This window comes from Leisingera thetidis, from assembly GCF_025857195.1.
Taxonomy (GTDB): Bacteria; Pseudomonadota; Alphaproteobacteria; order Rhodobacterales; family Rhodobacteraceae; genus Leisingera; species Leisingera thetidis.
The window spans coordinates 469888-493870 of record NZ_CP109787.1 but is presented as its reverse complement, the minus strand read 5'-3'; the positions used below and the strand labels follow the sequence as shown (position 1 = coordinate 493870).

Annotated in this window: 22 protein-coding genes; 4 read left to right on the top strand and 18 right to left on the bottom strand. The window is 67.6% G+C overall.

Annotated features, from left to right (window positions below):
• Window positions 1-54: 54 nt before the first annotated feature.
• Window positions 55-1050 carry a 3-oxoacyl-[acyl-carrier-protein] synthase III C-terminal domain-containing protein gene (locus OKQ63_RS02420; RefSeq protein WP_264212385.1) on the bottom strand — a complete coding sequence of 332 codons (996 nt, stop codon included), beginning with the start codon at window positions 1048-1050 and terminating at the stop codon, window positions 55-57.
• A complete protein-coding gene (locus OKQ63_RS02415) occupies window positions 1047-2573 on the bottom strand; it encodes a class I adenylate-forming enzyme family protein (protein ID WP_264212384.1) in 1527 nt (508 codons plus the stop codon). Before OKQ63_RS02415 ends, OKQ63_RS02420 begins: the two co-directional genes overlap by 4 nt.
• A 159-nt stretch (window positions 2574-2732) precedes the next feature.
• Between OKQ63_RS02415 and OKQ63_RS02410 the strand changes: the two genes are divergently transcribed.
• Complete coding sequence (locus OKQ63_RS02410; RefSeq protein ID WP_264212383.1) at window positions 2733-3380, top strand: 4'-phosphopantetheinyl transferase superfamily protein; 648 nt, start codon at window positions 2733-2735, stop codon at window positions 3378-3380.
• Here OKQ63_RS02410 and OKQ63_RS02405 read toward each other — a convergent pair.
• Both OKQ63_RS02405 and OKQ63_RS02400 read right to left on the bottom strand, forming a co-directional pair.
• Entirely contained in the window at window positions 3377-6997 is a 3621-nt protein-coding gene (locus OKQ63_RS02405) for an SDR family NAD(P)-dependent oxidoreductase (RefSeq protein ID WP_264212382.1), read from the bottom strand. The genes OKQ63_RS02410 and OKQ63_RS02405 overlap by 4 nt on opposite strands.
• Complete coding sequence (locus OKQ63_RS02400; protein ID WP_264212381.1) at window positions 6994-7827, bottom strand: thioesterase II family protein; 834 nt, start codon at window positions 7825-7827, stop codon at window positions 6994-6996. The genes OKQ63_RS02405 and OKQ63_RS02400 overlap by 4 nt, the downstream gene beginning before the upstream one ends.
• 222 nt (window positions 7828-8049) lie before the next feature.
• Between OKQ63_RS02400 and OKQ63_RS02395 the strand changes: the two genes are divergently transcribed.
• Window positions 8050-8328, top strand: coding sequence for a hypothetical protein (locus OKQ63_RS02395; RefSeq protein WP_264212380.1), 279 nt, complete (start codon window positions 8050-8052; stop codon window positions 8326-8328).
• 88 nt (window positions 8329-8416) lie between these two features.
• Here the strand turns inward: OKQ63_RS02395 and OKQ63_RS02390 are convergent, their stop codons facing one another.
• The 14 genes from OKQ63_RS02390 to OKQ63_RS02325 form a co-directional block, all read right to left on the bottom strand.
• A complete protein-coding gene (locus tag OKQ63_RS02390; protein ID WP_264212379.1) occupies window positions 8417-9340 on the bottom strand; it encodes a beta-ketoacyl-[acyl-carrier-protein] synthase family protein in 924 nt (307 codons plus the stop codon).
• Window positions 9330-10172 (bottom strand): beta-ketoacyl-[acyl-carrier-protein] synthase family protein, encoded by an 843-nt coding sequence (locus tag OKQ63_RS02385; protein WP_264212378.1) that lies wholly within the window; start codon window positions 10170-10172, stop codon window positions 9330-9332. Before OKQ63_RS02385 ends, OKQ63_RS02390 begins: the two co-directional genes overlap by 11 nt.
• A complete protein-coding gene (locus tag OKQ63_RS02380; RefSeq protein ID WP_264212377.1) occupies window positions 10156-11283 on the bottom strand; it encodes an acyl-CoA dehydrogenase family protein in 1128 nt (375 codons plus the stop codon). The genes OKQ63_RS02385 and OKQ63_RS02380 overlap by 17 nt, the downstream gene beginning before the upstream one ends.
• On the bottom strand, window positions 11276-12565 hold the full coding sequence (locus OKQ63_RS02375) for a type III PLP-dependent enzyme domain-containing protein (protein ID WP_264212376.1): 1290 nt from the start codon (window positions 12563-12565) through the stop codon (window positions 11276-11278). Before OKQ63_RS02375 ends, OKQ63_RS02380 begins: the two co-directional genes overlap by 8 nt.
• 11 nt (window positions 12566-12576) lie before the next feature.
• Window positions 12577-13554 (bottom strand): 3-oxoacyl-[acyl-carrier-protein] synthase III C-terminal domain-containing protein, encoded by a 978-nt coding sequence (locus tag OKQ63_RS02370; RefSeq protein ID WP_264212375.1) that lies wholly within the window; start codon window positions 13552-13554, stop codon window positions 12577-12579.
• Complete coding sequence (locus OKQ63_RS02365) at window positions 13551-14930, bottom strand: MATE family efflux transporter (RefSeq protein ID WP_264212374.1); 1380 nt, start codon at window positions 14928-14930, stop codon at window positions 13551-13553. The genes OKQ63_RS02370 and OKQ63_RS02365 overlap by 4 nt, the downstream gene beginning before the upstream one ends.
• Window positions 14927-15448 carry a hypothetical protein gene (locus tag OKQ63_RS02360; RefSeq protein WP_264212373.1) on the bottom strand — a complete coding sequence of 174 codons (522 nt, stop codon included), beginning with the start codon at window positions 15446-15448 and terminating at the stop codon, window positions 14927-14929. Before OKQ63_RS02360 ends, OKQ63_RS02365 begins: the two co-directional genes overlap by 4 nt.
• Before the next feature lies 1 nt (window position 15449).
• Window positions 15450-16559 carry an acyl-CoA dehydrogenase family protein gene (locus OKQ63_RS02355; protein WP_264212372.1) on the bottom strand — a complete coding sequence of 370 codons (1110 nt, stop codon included), beginning with the start codon at window positions 16557-16559 and terminating at the stop codon, window positions 15450-15452.
• Complete coding sequence (locus OKQ63_RS02350) at window positions 16556-17191, bottom strand: acyl-CoA dehydrogenase family protein (RefSeq protein ID WP_264212371.1); 636 nt, start codon at window positions 17189-17191, stop codon at window positions 16556-16558. Before OKQ63_RS02350 ends, OKQ63_RS02355 begins: the two co-directional genes overlap by 4 nt.
• 9 nt (window positions 17192-17200) lie before the next feature.
• Window positions 17201-17461, bottom strand: a complete 261-nt coding sequence (locus OKQ63_RS02345) for an acyl carrier protein (RefSeq protein WP_264212370.1) — start codon at window positions 17459-17461, stop codon at window positions 17201-17203.
• A 98-nt stretch (window positions 17462-17559) separates the two neighbouring features.
• Window positions 17560-18756 (bottom strand): ABC transporter permease, encoded by a 1197-nt coding sequence (locus OKQ63_RS02340; protein ID WP_264212369.1) that lies wholly within the window; start codon window positions 18754-18756, stop codon window positions 17560-17562.
• 5 nt (window positions 18757-18761) lie between these two features.
• The gene (locus OKQ63_RS02335; RefSeq protein WP_264212368.1) at window positions 18762-19901 is read right to left on the bottom strand and encodes an ABC transporter permease; all 1140 of its coding nucleotides are present in this window, start codon (window positions 19899-19901) and stop codon (window positions 18762-18764) included.
• The gene (locus tag OKQ63_RS02330) at window positions 19898-20605 is read right to left on the bottom strand and encodes an ABC transporter ATP-binding protein (protein WP_264212367.1); all 708 of its coding nucleotides are present in this window, start codon (window positions 20603-20605) and stop codon (window positions 19898-19900) included. Before OKQ63_RS02330 ends, OKQ63_RS02335 begins: the two co-directional genes overlap by 4 nt.
• 5 nt (window positions 20606-20610) lie before the next feature.
• Window positions 20611-21789: an efflux RND transporter periplasmic adaptor subunit gene (locus tag OKQ63_RS02325; protein WP_264212366.1), complete on the bottom strand. Its 1179-nt coding sequence runs from the start codon at window positions 21787-21789 to the stop codon at window positions 20611-20613.
• A gap of 357 nt (window positions 21790-22146) precedes the next feature.
• Between OKQ63_RS02325 and OKQ63_RS02320 the strand changes: the two genes are divergently transcribed.
• Window positions 22147-22413 (top strand): acyl carrier protein, encoded by a 267-nt coding sequence (locus OKQ63_RS02320; RefSeq protein WP_264212365.1) that lies wholly within the window; start codon window positions 22147-22149, stop codon window positions 22411-22413.
• Window positions 22410-23981, top strand: a complete 1572-nt coding sequence (locus OKQ63_RS02315) for an AMP-binding protein (RefSeq protein WP_264212364.1) — start codon at window positions 22410-22412, stop codon at window positions 23979-23981. The genes OKQ63_RS02320 and OKQ63_RS02315 overlap by 4 nt, the downstream gene beginning before the upstream one ends.
• Window positions 23982-23983: the final 2 nt, after the last annotated feature.

Here is a 23983-nt window from a genome sequence, read left to right as displayed (position 1 = left end):
TTCCTTTCGAATGATGGCGGCGCCGGCCCCGGCAGGCGGCCAAGCGGCTTGGCTTCAAACTGGCTCGGTTCGGGCGCGCATACGTCCTATTTGCCGTATCGGGACGTGCGGTTTCGCGATTTCAGACTTTTCCAGCACCAGGGCGGAAAAGGTCGCGCCCATGCCGGCCGCAAAACACAGCACGCGGCGGGCTTGGGTTTCGGGCAGGACCTGCGCCAGGTTGTAAAACACATCCGCACAGAAGAGATGCCCGACAGTGGCCAGCGAGCGGGTATAGGTGATGTTCTGCCAGCCCATCCGCTGCGCCAGGCTTTCGAGCAGCGGCAGGTTGAGATTGTAGGGCACCACCAGATCGATCTCCTCCGGCGCCAGACCGAACCGGCCGAGGCTGTCCTGCAGGAAATCCTCCAGAAAACCGCCAAAGCCCTTTTCCCAGGATTTGCGCAGTTCCGGCGCCATGCGGTCAGGATTGGCGTGGAACCGGGGCAGATGCATCGTGTGCCGGTGCGAAACCGCCCAGCCCGGCCGCCCCGGCACCCTTTGCGGTGCGAGCAGCGCGGCGGCAGGGGCTTCGCCGAGCACCGCACCGGACTGGTTGGCGGTCACCGGGTGAAAGCATTTTTCCCCGGTCAGGATGATCGCCGGATGCCGCCAGCCGATGCGGTGCAGCAGGTCGACCGCTGCCAGGCCGCCGGCGCAATGGGTCTGGCTTTGCGCCATCACCTCCCATTGATGCAGCCCCGCCTCAGCCGCCAGGTCGTTCAGCCAGTCGTCGGCGGCGTGGCTGGCATGGGTCTGGGTGCGCACATAGAGCAGCAGCCCGGGGCCGTCGCGCAGCCCGGGATGCCGCCGGGCCAGCTGCTGCACCGGCTGGCGCAGCATGTCGCACTGGTGGTCCGCATGCTGCGCGGCGCTTTCCAGCCGGAAATAGCGTTGCAGCAGCCGCAGTTTGGAGGATGGGATCCTGCGGCATTCGGCCAGCTCCGCCAGCGGCACCAGGGTCATGCTGCCTGCGGGTGCAGTGGCGATATCCTGCAGAAACAGGGTCACGCAGCCGGCTCCGCCAGCCGGATGGCGCGTTTGTCGATCTTTCCGTTGCCGTTGCGCGGCAGCGCCCGTTCGATCTGGACCCGCACCGGGCGGGCGTGAACCGGCAACCCCTGCGCGGCGAAGGACAGCACCTCGGCTGCGGTCAGCTGCGCCCCGGGCACAGGTTCGATGCACGCGATGAGGGCGGTGCCCAGCACCGGATCAGGCCGGCCCAGCACGGCCGCCTGCGCAATTTTGGGATGGCTCAGCAGGTGGCGTTCGACCTCCAGCGGGGCAACCTTCTGCCCCCGCACCTTGAGGATGTCGTCCACGCGGCCGATGAAATAGCAATAGCCCTCGGCATCCAGCCGGCAGATATCGCCTGTGTGAAACACGGTTTCGCCGGTTTCGGGCAAACGGTGCAGGCGCTGGCGGGTGGCGTCCGGGCGGCGCCAGTAGCCCTGCATGACGGTGCCGCCCGCGATCACCAGTTCCCCGGTTGCGCTGTGGCTGCGGCGCTGGCCCTGCTCATCCACGACCCACATGCGGGTGAAGGGGATGGCCTTGCCGACAGAGGTCTTGCGCCGGTCAAGCTGGTCCGGCTCCAGATAGGTGCAGCGGTGGCATTCGGTGAGGCCGTACATGGAGAACAGCCGGGCCTGCGGGACCAGCTCCCGCAGGTCCTCGATCAGGCCGGTGCTCAGGGCGGCAGCGGTGTTGGTCAGGATGCGCAGCGAGGACAGGTCGAAACGCCCGCCGATCTGCGTGACCAGCGCCCCGAGCGTGGGCACCAGCGGCAGCACCGTGGCGGCGGACAGTGCCAGCCGGTTGAGGCTGAGAAACGGCTGCGAGAAATCCCGTTCCGCAATCACGCAGGCCCCGGCCAGCGCCGCGGTGGTCAGCTGGTGCAGCCCGTAGTCGAATGTAAAGGGTATGGCGCAGAAAATCCGGTCGCTGGATTGATAGCCCAGATAGGTTGCAACCGAGCACGCAGCGGTGATCACGTTTTTCTGGCTCAGCATGACCCCCTTGGGTTTGCCGGTCGACCCGGAAGTGTAGATCATCAGCGCCAGATCATCCGGGGCCGCCGCGCCTGGCAGCAACAGCGCCGGCCCAGGCGGCCGGGCAGCGGCACCGCCGCTACCGGCATCCGCGAGGCCAACCGCCAGCACCGCCACTCCGGACGCGCCGGGCAGCGTGCGGGCTGCATCGGACAAGATCAGGCGCGGTTCGCAATCCTGGACCATCCAGTCGAGCTGCTCGCCGCTGACTTCAACCGGCAAAGGCACCGCCACCGCCCCGGCAAGCTGCACCGCCCAGAACGCGGCAGCAAATTCCCGCGAATTGCCGAGCAGCAGGAACACCCGGTCCCCGGCCCGGATGCCCCGCGCCGCAAGCTCCAACGCCAGACGGGCGGCCTGGGTGTGCAGCTCCGCATAGGTCAATGTCCCCGAGGCATCCTCCACTGCCAGCCGGTCAGGAGAGATTTCAAAGCGGTGGCTGAGGATTTCGGAAACGCGGTGATAACCTGCAGGATCATGCATCTTGGGAGGTCCCTGATGGTTTGGGTCGCCGCCAGCAGACCCCAAACACGTTCCCAACACATCCTGAATCACAATCTTGGACGGCGCGGAATGCGATCTGAGAAGCGTGCCGCCGCCGCCGCGTCTAAACTGGCCGGGCAAGATCGCCCGGGAGCCGCCATGCTAGATTTTCCACGCCCGTTCGGGGCCGCGCTGGTTCACATCGAGGACACGCATCCGGTTCCGCCCGGCTATGCCCGCAACGCTGAATTCAAGTCACCCCGCCGGCGCATGGAATTCCTCGCCGGGCGGCGTGCCGCCGGGCGGGCCCTGGCCCGGGCGGGCGCGCCGCAGGTAACGGTTCCCAAAGGTCCCGGCGGCGCGCCGGTCTGGCCGGAGGGCTGGAGCGGATCTATCTCGCACGACCGGGGCCGCGCGGTTGCGGTGGTGACGACGGCAGACCATCATGTCGGCATCGACCTGGAGGACTTGACCCGGCTCTCGCGGGCTAGGGCCGTGTCGCGGCTTTGCCTGTCAGAGGCCGAGCGGGTCCTGTTTCCCGATCCGCGCGCAGCGCTGTGCGCGTTTTCCGCCAAGGAAGCGGTGTTCAAGGCGATGGCCCCGGCAGCCGCATCCCGGTTCTGGCTGTCCGCCATCCGCTTTCACGCCCGCGAGGACAACAGGATATTCTGGCATATCCCGCAGCTGGAGCAGACCGGGCAGGTGCATGTTTTCCAAACCGCGCGCCAGGTGCTGAGTGTCTGCCGCATCCCGGCCAGGCACCGCTTGACCGGGACGGGATGCGGGCCTGCCGGCCCCTCCCCTTAGGCGAGCGAGGCGGCAAAATCGCCGATCACCGGGTGGTCGAAAAGGTCGAGCAGATCGAAGTCCCGCCCGGTCTCCTGCGCAATCCGTTCCTGCGCACGCGGCAGATCCAAAGACGTCGCGCCCAGATCAAAGATGCTGTCGGCGCAACTGGGCAGGCCGGTCAGGTTCAGGATCTGCTGCCAGATGGCGCAAAGGCCGGCAGCAAGGGAGCCGGCCCCGGATGTGCCGTCCGGTTGCGCCCGGTGCGGTTGCGCGCCGGTGTCCTGCAGCGGAACCGCTGGCGCCTGCAGGTGGGGCGTCATGGCAAGGCTTTGCGCATCGACACCGATATCAACCGTGTCCAGGCCGCTTTGCAGAGCCTGTTCCATTGCCGCAAAGGCGGTTTCCGCTTCCAGCATGGTATACCCGTGCTGCGCAGCCAGCCCGGCTCCGGCAATCCCCGCGCTCAGGCCGGTGTTTTCCCACATCGACCAGTTCAGCGTCATCATGCGGACGCCGCCGGGGCGGCCGGCACGGGCCTGCTGGTAACGGTTGGCCATGGCATAGACGCCGTAGCGGGCGCCGCCGAAACTGCCGGCCACCGACCCGAAGGCCACGATCCAGCCGGCCCCCGCCTGCGCGGCACTGTTCACCAGGGCTTCGGTGCCGCTGATTTTGACCTGTGCCATTTGCATCTGCCCGGCCATATGCGCAGGGGAAAGCTCCGAGACCGGCACCGCCGCCGCGAGACCGGCCAGATGAAAGATCCCGTCGCAGGCCAGTTTGCCCAGCACCGCTCCGGCGGCGGGATGCGTCAGATCGCAGGCCTCATAACGGACATCCCCCTGCAGCCGGAGTGCCTTCAGTGCGTCCCGGGCGGGTGGCGCCAGCTCCTGTTCGCCGCGGCGCCCGAGAATTGTCAGCCGCGCTCCGTAGCGGTCCTGCAGATAGCGGCACAGGAGCTGCCCGATCCCGCCCAATCCGCCGGTGATCAGGTAGCGGCCGCCGCGCCGGATCCCGACACCGGGGCCCTGCGGCTGCTGGACCGGATGATGCTGCAGCAGCTCGCGGCCCTCCGCCGTCCAGCGGATTTCGGTCTGGCAGGCCGGATCGCGGATTTCATCGCGCAGCCGTTCCAGGTCCAGCCCGGCCCGGCCGGGATCGACGATGCGCACGGCCAGGCCCGGCGTTTCGGCTTCGGCTGAGCGCAGCAGCGCGGTCAACATGGACACCGGCGCGCAGCAGCCGGCGCCCAGCCCGCTGCCCGGCGCAATCCAGATCAGGCGCATGGGCTGCAGCAGGCAGATCCGCGCCACCTCTTGCAGGATCGGAACCGCCTGTTCCGGTCTTTGCAAAAGCCCCGGCAGCAGCACCAGCGTATTGGCGGAGACGATCCCGATTTCGCGGCCGGCAAGGGCCTGCGGCGAGACCTCGCCGGCCTCCAGTCCAAGTTCTGCCAGACGCTGGGCGCAGCTGGCGCTGCCAGGCCCGCAAAGCGTGGCAGCCGCGGGTCCGGGCAACGGTGCCGCGGGGCATTTGACCCAGCCGGGCGCGACCAGCGGCGGAATGGTCCGGGGACCGCGCCGGCTGCTTGCCCAGACCGGCAGCAGCGCGCCATTCTGCACCGCCTGCCGCAGTTTCTCCTTCTGGATCTTGCCGATCGAGGTTTTTGGCACCTCTGTCTCCTGCAGGGCGAAAATCAGATCCGCGGACAGGCCCAGTTCGGCGGACAGGACCCTCCGGATGGCCTGGGCCACGGGCTGCGCGCCGTGCGTGTCCTGCGGGACAAAGAAGACCGCGATGCGGTCCGGCCCGCCAGTCTGGCCAGCGACCGACAGGACCGCGGTGCAGGAGGGCCGGACACCGGCAATGCGGCTGACCCGGGTTTCGATTTCAGCCGGGCTCTGGTTCAGCCCATTGACGATGATCACGTCTTTCCGGCGCCCGGTCAGAAACAGCTTGCCGTCTTCGATGCGGCCCAGGTCACCGGTGTCGAACCAGCCGGGCCCGGCAAAGCTTTCGCGGGTTTTTTCCGGGTCGCGGTCATACTCCCGCAGCACCATCGGCCCCGAGACCTGGAGCAGGCCGGTTTCCCCTTCGCAGAGCAGTTTGTCCGGCCTGGCGGGATCGGTGATCCGGACACGCAGGCCCGGACAGGGGCGCCCCACGGGAATCGGACCTTCGGCAGCGCCGAGCGGGTCAAAATCGGGATTGAACACGCAGCCGGAGCTGGTTTCAGACATGCCCCAGGCCGGGCGCACCACCGTCCGGCCGATGCCGAACGCCGACAGGCTGCGCAGGAAAGCCGCCGCGGTGTCGCGAATGACCGCTTCGCCGCCGTTGTGCAGAAACCGCAGCGCTGACAGGTCCCAGCCGCGGGCACCGCTCTGCTTCATCGCCGAGATCACCAGCTCAAAGGCAAAATTCGGCGCCCAGCCGTTGGTGACGCGGTATTCCGACATCCAATCCAGCCAGATCAGCGGATCGCGGAGCACATCGGCGCCCGCCGCCCGGATCTGCCGGGCGCCAAGATAGGCATCCCGCATGTGCAGCATGATGAACGAGCCGACATGATCCATCGGCAGCCAGTTGAGCGAAATGTCCTCGGACCCCAGATCATTGAGCCCGGCACAGCCTGCAACAAGCGTCAAAATGGCCTGGTGGGTCTGCGGCACCACTTTCGGCCTGGCGGTGCTGCCCGAGGTCAGGAAATACGCCGCCGGGGCGTCCGGGTCACAGGGCACCGGGGTGATTGCGCGGCCTTCGGGCAGCACTGCAAGGTCCAGAACCGTGCGGCCCGGCAGCAGCGTGCCGATCTCCGCCCTGGCCCGCCCCGCGAGGATCACGGCCTCTGGCAGCAGTTCGGAGGCATCGCGCAGCCGCCGCGCCTGCGCCTCATCGGTGTCATAGCGGCGCGGGGCCAGCAGCGGCACCGGCCGCAATCCGGCATAGATTGCCCCCCAGATCGCGGTCAGAGCCGCGGCATCCTCATTGTCCCGGAACACGCACAGGACCGCAGCGCCCGGCTGCATGCCCGCCGCCTGCAGCGCGCCTGCTGCCCGGCGGGCGCCGGCGTCCAGCGCCTGATAGGTCAGGCAGTGGGGCGCAGCGTCCCGCGACAGCAGAGTGACACCGCGCGCAGGCACCCGCACGGCGGCATCCGCCAGAATATCCGCAAGTGTCCTGATCCCCGCGCGCAGCGCCGCAGCCGTGCCGCCGTCGAGCAGCGCGGGCCGTCCGGATTTCTGCTCCGGCGGCTGCTGCGACGCGGAGCTTCCGAGCCAGCCGGGGCCAAGGACCGGCACGTTTTTGACAAGGCGCATGGGGCCTGCGCTGTCAGGTATGTGCAATGCGGCCAGGGCCTGCTGGTCGACCTGCCCGGAGCCGGTCCGCGGCAAGCGGTTCAGCGGCACCAGGATGGCCGCCTGCGGCCCGGGCAGGCTGATGGCGCGGCGGGTCGCGACAAAAGCCACGCGCCGCGCTTGGCCGTCCTCGCAGCGGCGGCGGCGGACCCAGGCATCGGCGGCGCCTTCCTTGAGCAGGGCCGCGCGCAAGGCGCTGTCTTCCGGCTGTTCGGGCAGAAAAACGTTGGCCGCAACCGGTGCCGCATCCGATAACGGGCTGACAATAGTGTTCATGAGAATCCCCCAAGAGTTGATTTGACCAGCCCGGCCAGCCGTGCTGGCCGGGCCACCGGAAAGAAATGGCTGCCGTTCAGGCGGATATGGCGGAACCCGCCTGTGGTGGCCTGCTGCCAGTTGGCCATCGCCAGCGGCGGGGCCAGCGGGTCATGCACGCCGCTGAAGGCGGTGACCGGGCACTGCAACGGCTGTTCATGGCAATGGGCGTACTGCGCGTTCTGCCGCAAATCGTGGCGCAGGCTGCCAAGGAACAACGGACCGAGGGCCGGGTGATCCAGGATCTGTTGATCGTCCAGCCCGATCCGGCGCATTCTGGCGGTCAGGGCGGCATCGGGCAAATCCGCTGCCAGAGACGAATGCGGCGCCATATGCGGCGCGGCGCGCGCGGCGGCAAACAGATGCGCCGCACGGGCCGGCGTGCGGCGCAGAGCCTGCGCGGTCTCATACGCCAGCAAGGCACCGAAACTGTGGCCGAACAGCACAAGACTCTGGCCCTCCGGCTGGCTTTTCAGGATGGCAGATGCCGCTTCCTGCACGCTGTGGCGCAATGTTGGCCGTTCCCGGTGCCACCGGCTTTCGCGGCCGCGCGGCTGAAAGGCTTCTACGCTGATCGCGGTGCCGCCGAAGCAGCGCCAGAACCGGAAGAACCCCGCAGAGGCGCCCGCCCCGGCAAAGCAGACCAGCCGGAACACCGGTGCCTGTGCCGTGTATACGGGTGTTAGCGGCAGCCCGGTGCGCCGCGGCGCGGCAGCCGGCGGGGCGGTGCTCTCCGGGAATGCTGACGGCATGGCGAACTCCTGTAAGTCGGTAGAACCAGCAAAGGCCATTTCAACCAGCCATCACGACCGGGATGACGATCTTGGCCCTGGCCGGCGCGAAATCGGACCTTGGGCGTGTGCGCTTGCCCCCCGGGCGGCACCGCGGTCCCGCCGCCGCGGTCCGCGGCCTGCGTCCGGGATTGTGCAAGAGGGACTGAATTGTCATTCAGGACGACCCGCGGGCCGGGAACCGGCAGGCTGAGGCCACATTGATCGGAACGGAGCCCCTGCATGACGGAAACCCCTGAACAGAAGATCGCCCGGCTGGAAAAGCGGCTGAACCGGCTGAAGACAAGCATGCTGTCTTCGGACACCCGGCCGCGCATCATTGCCGGTGCGGTGGCCATGGAAGAGGCGCGCAGAAACCGCGAATTCGCCAGCATGCTGCTGGCCGCGATGGACCGCGGCCAGGACCGCATGGTGGACCGCAAGACAATCACCCCCTTTATCGAGGAGCTGACGGAAACCTGGGATCTGGAAAGCCGCCCGTCGCTGTCTCACCCAGCCTGAAACAGCGCCTTGCGCCGGAACCGGCCAGATCAGGAAAGGCGCCGTGGATGCGGTCTCCACGGCGCCTTCGGCCGGACCGGCGGCCGGCTCAGGCCGCGTGCTGCCGCAAGTCTCCGCGGATCGCCGCGGCGCCGGCAAAACCCGCCATGCCCACCGAGATCAGGGTGCCGTTCACCGGCTGCTCCCTCAGGACGGGATCCAGCACCAAAAACGGGTCTGCATTGCAGCAATGCCCGGTTCCGGCCACCAGCCCGTCATGGACCTGCGCCGCATTCTGATTGTGCTGGCGGCAGTAAAGGCGCCAGGCCAGACCGTTGATGTTGTGGGGGAACAGCATCGCGGCCTGCGGATCATGGCCGATGCGCGCAAGACTGTCCGAGATGATTTCCAGATGGGCGCGGTTATAGCGCTCCATCTGGGCGGCGCCCCCGTCGAGACCGCCTTCGAAACCGGGAAAATGCCGGGTTGCAACCGGCCCGATCTGCACCCCGCCGTCGCGCGCGGTGAGGCGCAGCAGCGCATAGCCGTCGCCAAGCACCGTGCAGGACGGCACATAGCGGGCCGCCAGCGGCCAGTCCGACAAGCAATCCCCGGCAAATACGAACACCTCGCCGGCAGCGCCCGCGCCGAGCAGCCGTTGCGCCATCTGCAAGGCATGGAACATGCCCGCGCAGTTGAACTGATCGATATCGCAGACCGCTGTCAGGCGGCGCAGCACCGGATGCCGGCGCAGCGGCTGCAGTTGCAGCCTGCGCGCGTGCGGCATCGGCAGGGAATGGGCGTGCAGCAGGATCTGCGCGCCGCTGCACACCGGCGCTGCAGGCAAGCGGCTCAGCAGGGTCTGCAAATAGCCGTCCACTCCGGTGTCCGGGTCAGCCACTGCCACTTGGTGCATGCCGAACAAGGCCGTGAACAGCTTGATTTCCTCGGCCTTGCCGCCTGCACTCCGGATGATGTCAGCGGTGCCGGCCCGGGCTTCGGGGATCAGGGTTTCCAGCGCCTCAAGCCGCATCGCCTGCCTCCCGGCCGGCAAAACCCAGCACGCTCAGCCCGCCGAACTGCCATGTCGCCAGCAGCACATCCCGTCCGGGGTTCAGCTGGGACAGCGCCACGAAAGGCGCCGCGCAGACCAGGCTGGGCTCCACCGGAACTGCCCCGGGCAGGCCGGGCGGCCCGATCAGGACCGCGTCGCGGGACAGGCCGAACCCGGCACGGATTTCCGCCAGGGCCGCGGTCAGCCCGCCGCGGCCGACATGGCGGCGGCGGGCGTAGCCGCGGTAGGTCAGGCCGGAGCCTCCTGCCCCAAGCACCATCGCGGCGGCTGCGTTCTCCGGCTTCAGCTCCGCGATCATCGGATCCCGGTACAGCATGTTCTTTTGGTCCATCACCAGCAGCAGCACCTTGCGGCAGCGCCCGCAGGCCAGGGCCTTGGCAGCAAAATCAAACGCAAAGAGCGGCGCCGACAGCCCCCGGTCGGAAATCGCGAAGCCAGTGCAGTCTTGCAGGCCCAGATGGTGCATTGCGAAATTCGTCACCGAGCTGCCGAGATGCAGATCCGGCAGCCAATGGGCCAGAATGACCATATCCACCTGATCCAGATCCGCCTGCGCAAGCCGCGGCGCCAGGGCCGCCACCATGTCGGTAAACGACGCGCGGTCCTCTGCCGTTGCCCATCGGGCGACATTGCTGTCGCGCTGAGGGTCATAGCTGCGGCCGTTGGCGGCGAAGAAGGCGGCGTTGAAGCCCTCCCAGAAACCGGCATCATCCTGCCAGGCCGGATCGGGGGTCTCCAACCCGCCGAAACGGTCCCAGACAAGCTTTGCGGGATCAAACTGCAAGGTCATTCAGCACATCTCCGGATAGATAGTCACGGTAGGCATTGAGGCGGTGGATGGCAGAGGTGCCTTCCATGTATTCAAACGCGGCTGCATCGCGCCACAGCCGGCGGCTGCGCGGGTCCTGCAGAATCAGGTCCGGCGCCCGCCGGGCAATGCGCAGGCGGATGGCATCCGCCAGCGCGGTGGCCTGCCGTTTGAACTGGCTGACGGCGTGAATGGGCAGCGGCCCGTGATCGGCCTGCCGCCCCAGCCGGATCATGCGCCCCAGCAGGGCCGCATGGTCCCGGACCAGATCGTCGAACCCCTGCAGCAGCCGGTGCTGCTGCAACCGGTCCAGCATGGCGCGGCCGGTGCCAAGCGCCATGGCCCCCACCATCGGCCGGTGCTTTTCGAACACATCGCTGAGCGTCAGCATCACCGGCCGCCTGTCCCCGGCCGCGAGGATATCGCCGGGCCCGGCCTCGAACCCGTCGAACTGCAGCTCGGAAATCCCGGCCCCCATCAGCCCTGCGGCCGCCAGTTTCCTTGCCCGGAACCGGGTCCCGTCCGCCGCCTGCGCAATCATCACCAGGCGCAGGACGCCCGTCTGCTGCTCCCGGGCCAGCACCAGCCCGCGCCGCGCCAGGGTGGCGCCGCCGATCAGGGTCTTGCAGCCGCTGAGCCGCCAGCCGGCCCCATGCGGCTGCAGGACGCTGCGCACCTGGCCCGCATCCGAGCCAACCGCCGGTTCCGTGACCCCGAAGAACGTCCAGGCCTCGCCCTCCGCAAAAGGCTGGAAGAAATGCGTGATCTGTTCGGCAGTGCCCAGCCGCAGCACCGCCCGGGTGGACAGGGCCGAGGCAGGCAGGGCCATCATGGCGCTGGCGGCACCGCGCGACAGCCGCTCTACCAGCGCCAGATGCAGCGCGTGGCCGCAGTCCGGGCCGAGGCCGGCCTCGCGGAACGGGTAAGGATTGATGCCCTCGGGGACGCCGGCAAAGGAAACCGCCCGCATGCGCGGATCCTTCCAGACCTGGCGCCAGGCTTCGGGGTTGGTTTCCATTTCATCCGCTGCCGCGGCCAGCGCCGGCAGCAGATCGTTCAGACTGTCCAGCTGCCGGAGCTGCGCATCAGGCATGGGCGGGATCCTTTTCCGGCTGCTGCGCCATCAGGGGCTCCCAGGTCTGCTGCGGGATTTCGCGGTCCACCGGATCCGCATGGCGCACCAGCACCGGGCCCTGATCGGTCACCATCACCTCTGCCGGGTGGCCGAAACTGAGAAACCCGGTCGGCGAAGCCGACGGGCCGTAGGCTCCGGCACGTTCGAAACAGATCCGGTCGCCCGCCGCCAGCGCAGGCAGCGGGACCTGGTCGCCGATCGTGTCGGAGGGCGTGCACAAGGGGCCGGTCAGCATATGCGGCACCACCTCCTGCGACGGGGCTGTGCCGATACGGCGCAGCCGCCAGTTCTTGCGGAAGGCGGAGCCATAGCCCGCCGCCGCGGCAAAAATGTTGGAGCCGCCGTCGCAGATGGCAAAACGCCTGCCTTTGCTGTGCTTCACATAGCGCACAGAGGCAACCATGACGCCGGCCTCTGCCACCAGGTAGCGGCCGAGCTCAATCACCACACGTGTCCGGCGGTGCTTCCGGCGGAAGCCGGCAACCGCATCCGCCAGCCCGCGCCCCAGGACATCCGGATCCAGATCCCGTTCCTTGTCGAAATAGGCAAGGCCGAACCCGCCGCCGACATCGACAAAGGACAGCGGCCGCCCAAGATGGGCCGCGACGCGGTCCGCCAGGCCCAGGATATTCCGGGTGTTGTCGAAAATGGCCTCTTCATCCAGGATCCGGCTGCCCAGATACACGTGGATTCCCACCGGGACCACATGCGGGTCCGAAGCGGCGAAATCCAGGGCCGGCCGCAGTTCGGCCTCGTCGATGCCGAACTGGCTGGCAATGCCGGTCATCTTGATGCGCACCGCGGCGGAGCGGAACTCGGGATTGATGCGCAGCCCGACCGGCTGCACGATATTGCGCGCGCTGGCAATCTCCGCAATCAGGCGCAGCTCGTCCAGGCTCTCGGCGATGATCGCCTTGATGCCCAGATCCATGGCACGGCCGATATCCGCCGCGCTTTTTGCCGGGCCCACGAAAATGATCCTGCGGCGGTTGCCGCCGGCGGTCACGGCGGTTTCCAGTTCCGCGCGCGAGCAGACTTCGCATCCCGCCCCTTGCGCCGCCAGCGTCGCAACAACCGCCTTGCAGGGGTTGGATTTCAGCGAGTAGTAGACATCCGCCCCCTCCGGCAAGTGGCGTTTGAGACTGTGAAACCTGTCCCGCAGCCCCTGCTGGTCGTAGGCGAAGAACGGTGTCGGCACCCGGGCGGCGATTGCGGTCAGCTGGTCATCGGTCAGTGGCATTTCAGGCTCCCTCAGATGGTCGTGTTCAATGGCGAAGCGGCAGGGGTGAGTGGCGGTATTTCGATCAGGCTGGAGGCGGCGGTCATCCCCATGCCGACGCTGACGCACAGCGCCTTGTCCCCCGGGGCCAACTGTCCGTCTGCATCCGCATCCATCAGGTTCAGAAACGGATCGGCGCCGAAACAATGGCCGAAGCGGGGAATGTTGCGGGTGTAGACCGCCGCATTGGGCACCCCCAATGCCTTGGCGATGGCCTGCCAGGAAATCATGTTCACGTTGTGCGGAAGGATCATGCGCAGTGCCGCCACGCTGCAGCCGAACCGCTGCAGCGCGCTGTGGATGTGGCTGACGACAAAACCGACGTAATCGGCCGTCAGGCCGGGTTCCTCCCGCGGATGGCCGCGCGACAGCGCATAAGCCCCGTCATGGGTGGAATGGGTGCCCAGCACCTGCCAGCGCCCGCTCCCCTTGCCGACCAGCAGCGCCGCCACGCCATCCGACATCAGCGTATTGTCCCTGATGACGCGCACCCGCGGGTGAAAGGCTTTCTCGCCCACCAGCACCACCGCGGTTTCGCCGGGCGCCAGCAGGGTCTGCAGCATGTCCAGAGCCACCAGGCCGGAGGCGCAATGGGCCATGGTGACGCTGATGTCTTCTGCCGCCTCCAGGTTCAGGCCGAGCCCGTCTGCAGGCGGGCGCACCATCGGGATGGTGTGGCAATGCAGGACATACCGTGCGTTGGCCACATCGTCCGGCGCCTTGGCGGCCAGTGCGTCCAAAGCGGCCTGCAGCAGCCCGCCGAGGCTCTGCTCCGGGTCGAAGGGCAGCCGGTTCAAGCCGTAAAGCCGGCTGAACATCTTGACCTGCATCGCATTCAGCCCCAGATCGCCCGACGCCTGCGCCACGGTCTGCACCTTGTCCGGCACCGCGGCGGCCATGGCGCGAATAGCCAGCCCGTCCGCGCCATTGGCCTGCCGCCGGCCCTTCATGCCTGTGCGGCCCCGGCGCCGTCATGCGCCGGCGTGCGGGCCTGCACCCGGACCAGCAGCGCAAATTCCAGGGCAAAGACCGTCCCATAGACCACCGCCGAGGCGATCAGGATGTGCAGCGCCGCCGCGATGTCCGTGCCATAGGTCCACAGCGCGTAGACGGTTGCCGTCTCCAGCAGCAGGCTCCAGGCCAGCACCCGGGGTCCGCGGCCAAGGTTTTCCAGGATCACATGGGCAAAGACGACAAAGGCAACCAGCAGATAGGTCGGCAGCAGCAGGCGCAGCATGCCGTTTGCGGCCTGGCGGATTTCGGGCGCCTCGGCCATCAGCGCCACCAGCGGCGGGTAGGCTGCATAAAGCCCGGCCACCAGCGCGCCATAGATCGCCAGAACCGCCATGCAGCCCTGGCTCAGCAGCAGGCTGCGCCGCGCCGGGGACTCGGTTTCGGCCTGGTTGACCATCACCGCCAGCGCGGTGGCCAGAGCGGTGGCCGGGATCAGCAGGAAGAACCGGAAGCGCACCGACAGCAGGAACCCCGCCGCCTGTTCCTGGCCGAACTCGGCCATCCGGTCGAACAGGACGGCAGAGCTGAAGAACGACACGATCATGGAAAAGAACACCGGCGCGCCGACAACCGCAAGCAGGGTCGCGGTGCGGATCACGCTGGGCACCAGCGGGGCCGGCCCGGCGCCGCGCATCTGCAGCAGGAAAACGCCTGCAATCAGCACCGCCGCCACGGCGCCGGACACAAGATTGGCGGCAAACAGCGCTTCGATCCCCAGCCCCTGTTCGTTCAGCAGGTACCATGCGGTTGCCAGGTTGATCACGACGGCAGCGGCCAGCACCGCAAAGCCCGGCAGGGTGCGGCCCTGGCCGCGCAGCGACCCGTTCAGAATTTCAAACAGCAGAAAAGGCGCCAGGCTCAGCAGGTACTGCGGCAGCACCGCAAAGGCGGCTTCGTCCAGCAGCGCAAAGCGGGACACCAGCAGCCCCTGGCCCAGCTCAACCAGCCCCAGCAGCGCGGCAAGGACCGCCAGCGCCAATACGGACAGCACCGGAACCGAGACTTTCAGCCCGCCCCTGGGCCACAGCGACTTGGATTTGGCTGAAAACACCTGCCCGGTAATCGCCAGCGCCTCGAGAAATGCAAAGAACAGCAGATACCAGGGCTGCAGCATCGACAGCAGATACAGCGGCTGCCGGTCTTCGATGTTGCCGAGCAGCCCGGCCTGGCCCGTATGCAGCAGCGCCATGACGGCGGCGCCCAGCATGATGGGCCAGCTCATGGCGGCGAGCCGGGAGACGGTCGCCATGAAACGCGGGGCGGCCTGCGCGTCGCTGGCGCCGCTTTCAAAGGATGTGTCTAGGGCGGTCATGCGTCGGCTCCTTTACGGGGAACAGGTGTGAAAATTTGAAAGCGCACTTCACCGGCGGGCCGGTTCCCGGCGGTCGCCGCGATCAGCCGGCGGGACCGGTCGCGGACCAGCAGGCAGGCCTGCCCGTCCTGCAGCAGGGACCGGAGCAGGGCCGGCACCACCGGCTCGATGGCCTCCGGGCTGTCGCGCAGTGCAAAGACGCTGCTGAATTCGGGCAGCGGCCCCAGCAGATGCGGCAGGACCGGGCTGCGGTACTCCGGCTGGTGGCCGACGGTGATGTAGATCAGCGCCACCCGCGTGTCCGCAAGCGGCGCCAGCGACCGCTGCAGCGCCTGCAGGAAGGCCGGTTCAAACGGTTGCCCCTGCGGCATGCGGGTCAGCGCCCCTGCCCCCTGCGCGTGATGCTGCCGCCAGGCCTCGATGGCCGGCGCGCCGCCAGCGTCCTGCAGCGGATGGTCCGCCCAAGGGCGGTGAACGTCCTGCACGCGGCAGACCGCCAAATCGGAAATGCCGGACATTTCAAACACCGGCCGGCCTGCCACTTGCGCGAAACTCGCCGGCCGCGTTGACCCGGTGGATGGCGGACAGGCCCTCCATGTATTCAAAGGCGCCCGCATCCCGCCAGGCGCGGCGCAGCCAGGGGCGGCTCACCAGGGCCTCCGGTGTCAGCCGTGCCCAGAGCGCGCTGACAAGTGCTTCTGCTGCAGCGGTTGCGGACTGCTTCATCAGCCCGGCCTCGCGGGCCAGGACGGTGCCCGCATCCCTGGCCGCAGCAATGCGCAGGGCCCAGTTCAGCAGCGCAGCCAGCCGCAGCTTGTACGGTGCGGCCCATTCACGGCTGACAAGCTGTTCCGCCTCGGCGCGTTCCAGAACCGCCCGCCCGTGGCCAAGGGCCACCGCCCCCAGGCAGGGGCGCATCGCATCCAGCGTTGCCGAAACAGAGCGCCGCGCCCGTTCCGACGGCTTCAAATGCGCCCCCAGCCGGGCGCTGTCAGGCAGCAGGACGCCCTGCAGCGAAATCTGCGACAGATTGGTTCCGGCCAGCCCGGTCAGCGGCAGGCGGCTGGCGGAAAATCCGGGCTGGGCCGTGGGGCAGAAGCCAAAGGCCTCCACCCCGAGCGGGCCTGGTCCGGTGCGGGCAAACACCACGATGTAGTCCGCTACAACCCCCTGCCCGACCATATATTTGTGCCCGTCCAGCTTCCAGCCGCCGTCAACGGCAACCGCGGTGGTCTCCAGCGCCGTCGCGTCCGTGCCGCAATTGCGTTCGGTCAGCGCAAAGCAGCTCCAGCTGGGCGCGGCGGCAAACAGATCCTGACAGGCGGAAAGCTGAGACCGGTCCGCCAGCGCGTGCAGCACAAACCCTGTCATCACCGGACCCGGCACCGCGGCGGCCAGGTTCGGGTCGGCATGGCCTAGCGTTTCATAGATGGCAACACGCTCTGCCATACTGTCATCGGCAGCCAGGCCCAGCCGGCTGATGCGGGTAATGCAAGGCAGGCCGGACAGCGTCCTTGTGGCGTCCGGATCCTCGGAAATCGCCTGCCCGATGGCACGGCCCGGCACATGCAGCGCAGCGAATTCCTCGCGGACCCGTGCCAGCAGCTGCGGGTGGGTTTCCACGCTCATTGCCGCGGACCGTAAATGACGTGCAGCAGCATCGAGAGATACCCGATCGGATGGGTGCCCCCGATCAGATACCCGTGGCCGCCCATCAGCTTTTCGGCCTCGATCGTGGCGGCGGTCAGACGGGCGTGGTCCTCGGCCAGCCCCGCCATGTCGCCGCTTTCCGCGCGCAATTGCGCGGTTTCGCTGATCAGGCGCAGCGTGCCATAGGCATCGGCGAACCCGACCTTGACCAGCTGGTGGGACAGGGTTTTCCGGCCCATGCTTGCCCGGCCCTTCAAATGGGCATGGGCCAGATCGAGAATCCGCCCCAGCAGGCCCGCCCGCAGCATGAGGGCGGGAACCGCCACATCCTCGGCGGCGGCGCAGGTGCCATCGACCTGAACAAGCTGCAGGTGCAGCGCATCGAGGACCGGATCGGCAACCGCTGCCAGTGCCGCCGGTGCGACCGGGCGGGCATCGGCGCCAAGCACCGGCAGCCCCGGCGCGCAGATGGCCGCGCCCTGGCAGGCCGGGCATCCGTCCAGGCCGTAAGCCGCCTGGCCCAGCGCAGCCAGGGCCGCCGCCAGGGAGCCCGCGCGGCCCGATTGGGCCGGTTGGATGATTTTGGCTGAAGCGGAAAGGTCAAGCGCCATTGGACCGCCTCAGGCCGCCGCCGCGCCATCGCTGTTTTCAGCGATGAAACCGGCCAGGCAGCCAATGGTGGTGAAATTGGCTTCGGCGAGGGTCTCCTGGCTGAATTCCAGCCCCGGCACGACGTCTTCCAGCGCCAGCAGGAATTGCACAAACAGGATGGAATCGAGGTCCAGATCATTTTCCAGATCGGTGCTGGCAGTGACCGCGTCCATGTTTTCACCGGTAACCTGGCACAATACATCCTGAATTTTCGCAAGAAGGTCGGTCATTTGTTTTCTCCGTGTTCGGGGGGGTGGTGTGAGGGGGGCCGGCCGGGGGCGGAGCGCCCCCGGGGTGTCAGCTGTGCTTGCGGGCTTCCGTGCGGGTGTCAGGACACCGAGCGCATCGCCTGCATCAGCGGCATCCGGGCTGCCTTCAGCGCTGGCAATGCGCCGCCGAACAGACCGATGATCAGCGCCAGCCCGCCGGCCTGGGCAACAATCTGCGCGGTCACCTGCAGGTCGAAGGCGATCTGGCCGCCGCCTGCCTGCGTCGATGCCGTGAACCCGGTAAAGACAACCAGCGAAACCGCCACGCCGGCCGCCGCCCCGGCCAGGGTCAGCAGCAGCGCCTCTGCCCAGGTGCCGGTGAAGGCTGCCGCAGCGCTGAAGCCGATGGCCCGCAGCGTCGCAATTTCAACGGCGCGGTCGGAGACGGAACTCAGCATCGTGTTGAGCGCGCCCGCCGTGGCGCCAATCGCCATCACAATTGCAATCGGCCAGCCGAACAGGCGGATCAGGCGGCTCATCCGCTGCGACTGCGCCGAGAAATACTGTTTCTCGGTGACGACGGCCACAGGCGTGGCCACCGCGCTTTGCAGGTAGGCGGCCAAGGCGGTTTCATCGGCACCCTGGCTGAGACCGATGCGCAGGGATTGCACGTCGCCCTCTTTCTTGAACAGCGCCTGCACTGCGGAAAGATCGGCCCAGATTTCCGAGCCGAAGGCGCTGCCGCCGGCGTCGAACCGGCCCACAACCGTCCAGCGGGTGGTGCCGAAGGAAACGGTTTCGCCAAGGCCGAAACCCATGTAGCGGTCTGCGATTTCAGCACCCACCACCAGCTCGGCGCTGCCCGGCTGCGCCATCCGGCCGGCGCTGAGCTGCACGTTCGGCCGCAGGGTTGCGCCGGCGGGATCCATGCCGCGCAGGCTCAGTGTCTGCATCTCGCCGCTCGATTTCAGCGGTGCGTCGACCGCCACCACCAGCTCGCGGGAGATCATCGCCGCACCGCCGGCTTCGGCAATGCCCAGACCGGCCGGCGCCGCGGCCAGCTGGTGCAGGACCGCCGACGGGATGTCCGACCCTTTCTCGTCCCGGGTGCCGCCGGCCAGCACCACGGCGACCTTGTCGCTGCCGGCGCTTTCCAGGGCGGTTTCGAAACCGCGGGCCATGGCCAGAAACCCGATCAGCACCACCACCACCAGCGCAATGGAAACAACCATCGAGACGGAGATCCACAGGCGGCGGTACAGGCTCTTGATATTGGCTTTGACGACAACGCTGGACTGATGGAATTTGGACGCCATCGGAATTACCTCGCTTGGAAGGTCTGCACGATGGGCAGACGCATGGCATTAACTGCGGGGATCAGGCCGCTGATCAGGCCCAGCGCCAGCACCAGCAGCGCTGCCTGCAGCGCAACAACAGGAGTGAAGGCCAGGCCGATCGACGGATCCGCCAGCAGACAGACCAGCCAGCCCAGTGCGCTGCCGATGGCGCCCCCGATGAGAAAGACAAACACGCTCTCGAAAAGGATCATCGTCATGATGCGGCGGCCGGATACTCCGATGGACTTGAGCACACCGATTTCGAATGTCCGCTCGCGCACCGCAAAGGCCATGGTATTGACCACGATCATCAGGATCGTGACCAGTGCTGCGCTCACCACCATGCCCACGACCGTCTTCAGATCCGCGATCTGGCGCATGAAGCCCTGCAGGAACTGCTTTTCCGCCTGCGTCCGGGTCGGGCTGGGCGAATTGGCAAACAAGGCGTCGATCTTCGGCGCCAGCGCCTGGGAGGACACGCCGGTGTCGGCAACCACGATGAAATTGTTCACCTGATCCCGGCCGCTGCCGCGCGCGGCGTTGAAGTAGTCGTACTGCATGATGGCGAAATAGGTATCCACATTGGCGCTTTCGCCCTGGAAGATCCCTGCGACCTCAAAGCTCCAGTCGCGGCTGCCATCCGCCTGCGCGTCGCGGAAAGCGGTGACCGCAACCCGGTCGCCGACGCTCCAGCCCATGGCGCGCGCCAGCATCCGGCCGACCAGAATGCGCTGGCGGTCCTGCTGCAGCGCGGCGACCAGGGGGGCGGTGAGGCCCAGCTCGGTTCCAAACACCTGCCGGCTGCGCTCCGGGTCGACGGCGGTCACAACCGCGATGTTGTTTTCGGTCTCCACAAAGCCCCGCATCCGGGCCGTAAAGGCGACCTTGGCCACCCCGTCCAAGGTATCAAGCTGCGCCAGATACCGGTACGGCAGGCTTTGCGCCGCACTGGCCTGGTTGACCACGACCAGCCGGTCCGGCGCGCTGCTGCTGCCCATCGCCCCGGCCAGAAACGCCTGCAGCACGACAAAGATCACAAAGGCAATCGCCACCGAAACCAGAAGCAGGATCGTCCGCCCCGGTTTGCGCCAGGCGTTTTTATAGGCGAGTCCGGAAAAGGTCATGCCGCCAGCCCCTGTTCTTCGAAATGCCCCTTGTTCAGGTGCAGGGTCCGGCCGGCATAAGTTGCCGCCTCGGGATCATGGGTGACCATGACGATGGTCTTGCCCAGCTCCTTGTTCAGGAAGCGCAGCATTTCCATGATCTCGGTCGCCGATTTGCGGTCAAGGTCCCCGGTGGGTTCGTCGCACAGCAGCAGCTGCGGGTCCGACACCAGCGCCCGGGCAATTCCGACCCGCTGCTGCTGGCCGCCGGAGAGCTGCGACGGCAGATGCGCGCTGCGCTCGCTGATGCCGACCAGCCGCATGACCGTCTCGATCCGGCTCCGGCGCGCGGTGCGCCCCAGGTCCTTCAGCAGCAGCGGCAGTTCGATGTTCTGCGCGGCTGTCAGCATCGGCAGCAGGTTGTAGAACTGGAACACGATGCCGACATGGGTGCCGCGCCAGTGGGTCAGCGCCGCTTCGGACATGCTGTCCAGCCGTGCCTGGCCGATGCACAGCCGGCCGCCGTCGGGGCGGTCGATCCCGCCCAGCATGTTGAGCATCGTGGATTTTCCGGAGCCGGACGGCCCCATCACTGCAACAAAATCGCCCTTGGCAATTTCCAGGTCGAGGTCTTCGAAAATGGCGACGCGCTGGCCGCCCTTGCCATAGCTCTTGCGAATGCCCGTCATCGAGATGAACGGCTGGAAATCATTAAGATCAGACATCATTGTCACCCTTGTTTCTCGTCAATCTGGTTGGTTGGCTCATCGCCCGGCCCGGCAATGCGCAGGATGGCGCGCGCCGCCATGTTGGGGCGCAGCTCCGGCGGAATCCTGTCCAGTGCAATCACCACCCGCAGGGTGCCCCGCTCGCGCGACAGTATCGGGGTGATTGCGCTGACATGGCCGGCAAAGCTCTGGTCCGGCCAGGCATCAAACACCACTTCGGCAGCCTGCCCGTCGTGGATCTGGCTCAGGCTGCGCTCGGCGATGTCGACATCGACGACCAGGCTCGACGGATTGAAGAGCCGCAGCAGGGCGTCATGCTGCTCGCCTTCGGCGACCATGCCGGGCTGGGCGCTGAGCGCGGCAACGGTGCCGGAAAACGGGGCGGAAAGCACATAATCCGCCAGATCGGCACGCGCCGCCCGCAGGGCGGCCTCGGCCGATTGCACGGCCAGGTCCGCGATCTCCTGATCCAGCACCGCGGCAGAGACTTCATGTGCCGTGGTGCGCAGCTGCACGACCGGCGCCGCGCCGCGGTCCGCCAGCTTTTGCAGCCGCGCCTGGTCTTCCTGCAGCTGACGCAGGCTGAGATCAGCGGCCTTGGCTGCCAGCTGCGCCTGCTTCAGATCCAGCAGCGCCCGTTCCAGCGCCTCCTGCGCGGCCCGGTCCTCCATCCGCAGCAGCGGGGTGCCCGCACTGACCTGATCCCCCTCTGCCGTGTCGACCGCAAGGATGCGCCCGGGCAGGGGCGCGCTGAGCACCACGTCCATCTCGGCACGGCTGTAGCCGGAGCCGATGATCTGCCGCCGAACCGGAACCGCCGGCGCCGCTGCGGCAGGAACGGCGGCAGGCATGGCGGCGGGCGCGGGGCCGGCCGCCGGCGCGGCGGCGGGCTGCCCGGACACCACCTGCGGCGCATCCGCCGAGGGCAGGAACCGCGCCAGCACCCGGCCCGGGCCGATGTCAGAGGCCAGGAGCCCGCCAGCAGCGCCGGCGAGCCCCAGAACCGCTGCGGCAGCCCAGCGCCAGCGGCGCGCGTGCGGCCGACCGCCGCCTTCTGCATCGCCGCTTCCGTCACGGGCCGCCGCGGCGGCGGGTTCCTTGTCCGGGTCCAGGGACAGGGACCTGAGCTGTGCGGCCATCTCGGTCATTTGGGTGATGTTTTTGGTTTGCTCTGTCATCATGGCCCGACCATGACCGTTCGGACCGCCGCCCGCGTCCTCGAAGCACCTGCGCAGGGTCCTAGAACGTGAAATGGCACCCCGGGCCTGCGGAGCACGCTGATCCGCCCGTCCCGGAGGCTGCGGCGGCGCAGGATAACCTGTTACTCTCCAAACAAAACTTTCCGGCCCTTGCCATTGCGCCGCAAAGCGGCCCCGCCCGCAGGTCCAATCGGTCCGATCAGGGCCTAAGACACGATCAAGGCACTGGCGCCGCGTATCAAGGTCGCCCCGGCAGGGTCCGGCATGGTGGATTTGGGACGTGCCCGCGCACGGCACAGGCTTCGCGCTGCCCCGCAACGCCCGTTTCAGGAGAATCCAATGACCGGACACATTAATGAGATCATCGCAGCGATCTGCGAAATTGACGAAACCCAAACCCCCGGCAGCATCACCCCGGAGACCCGGTTCGAGGCGGATCTGGGATTCGACAGCGGCAGCTTCATCGAGCTGTTTCTGATCCTCGAAGAAACCATTCCGGGTTTCACCCTGGGTGCGGCGCGTCTTGCGCCGGAAGATTTCGAATCCCCCCGCAAACTGTCGGACTTCGTGGCCCGGCGCTTGTCGGCGCTAGAGGATGCCGTATGAGCGCTGCAGGGGCCGCAGGCGCGCATGCCGCGCTGCGCCGGGTGTTCAGCCGGTTTGCGGAAACCGGCGCGCCGGCCTACCTGCATACCGACGGCGACCTCAGCTTCAAGGCCTTGCATGCCGCCGCCTTGGCGCTTTCGGCGCAGCTTGCCGCCGCCGGACGCGGCCCGGTTCTGATCTACGGCCACAAGCACCGCCGCTTTCTGATCGCCTATTGGGCGGCTCTGCTGTCGGGCCGCGCCGCGGTTCCGGTGGAAACCGGCACCAGCCCGGAGCGGATCCGGCAGATTGCCCGCACCTGCGGCGCGGGGCTTGCCCTGATCGCCTGCCCCCGGCATGCGGGAGATGAGCTTGCCGGCGTCCCGGCCTGGCCGGTGTCCGAACAGGGCTGCAGCCGGGGCAGCGCGGCGGCGGATCACGGCGTGTCCGGGGCCGCGGCAGCCCTGCCCCCGGAGGCCGCGGACGGCGCCGCCGCCTATGTGCTGTTTTCTTCCGGCACCACAGGCCGGCCCAAGGGCATTGCCGTGTCTTACGCCAATCTGGCGGATTTCGTGGACTGGGCGCAGGACCTGCTTGCCGGGATGGACCCGGCCCGCTGCATCAGCGGCAACGTGCGCCACTGCTTTGATGTGTCGCTGTTCGAATTCTGGTTCTCCTGGCTCAGCCTCCGCCCCATCAGCGCGCTGGACCACCGGGATCTGTTCAACACCGCAATGCTGATCGAACGCTACCGGAACCACCGGCTCGGCACATGGGTGTCGACCCCGGCGCTGGCGCTGCATTGGACGCGCGACAAGGCATTCAATGCGGCAGCGCTCCCGGATCTGAAATCCATGGTCTTCTGCGGCGAGGTGCTGTCGAAATCGCTGGTTGAGACCCTGTGGGACCGGTTCCCGGGCCTGCGCATCTTCAACACCTACGGCCCCACCGAATGCACTGTTGCAGTGACCTCCGTCGAGATCTGCCGGGCCCATCTGGAGGCACCGCAGCCGCTGCCGATCGGGCGGGCGCGCAGGGGAACCCGGCTGGCAACTGCCGCCGGCGGCGGCGCGGGCCCGGGCGAGCTGACGATCACCGGGCGCTCGGTTGGTCTGGGCTATCTGGGCGATCCGGACAGACAGGCCCTCGCCTTTCCCGGCAGCAGCTCCTACCGCACCGGGGACTGGGCCCGGAAGATGGGTGATCTTTGGTATTTCGAAGGCCGCAAGGACCGGGAAATCAAGCTCCACGGCCACCGCATCAACCTGGCCGATGTCGAAACCGCCCTGCAATCGGTTGCAGGCATCGAGGAGGCAGTGGTTGACCTGCATCCGGCAAAGCGCGGCCTGCGCGCCTTTGTGCTGGGCGGCTCCGCGCCGGACGCGCTCCGCAGCGCGGCGCAGCAATTGTCCCGGCAGTTGCCTGCCTATATGGTGCCGCGTTTCTGGTTTGGCACCGATGCCTTCCAGATCAATGCGAACTGCAAGCTGGACCGGCGCCGGTTTGTGACCGAATTGTCCTCCCGGCGCCCGTTTGTCTATTCAGCGGAATCCTCTGCCGCCCCTGTTCCGCCGGTCCCGGCAGGCTGAAA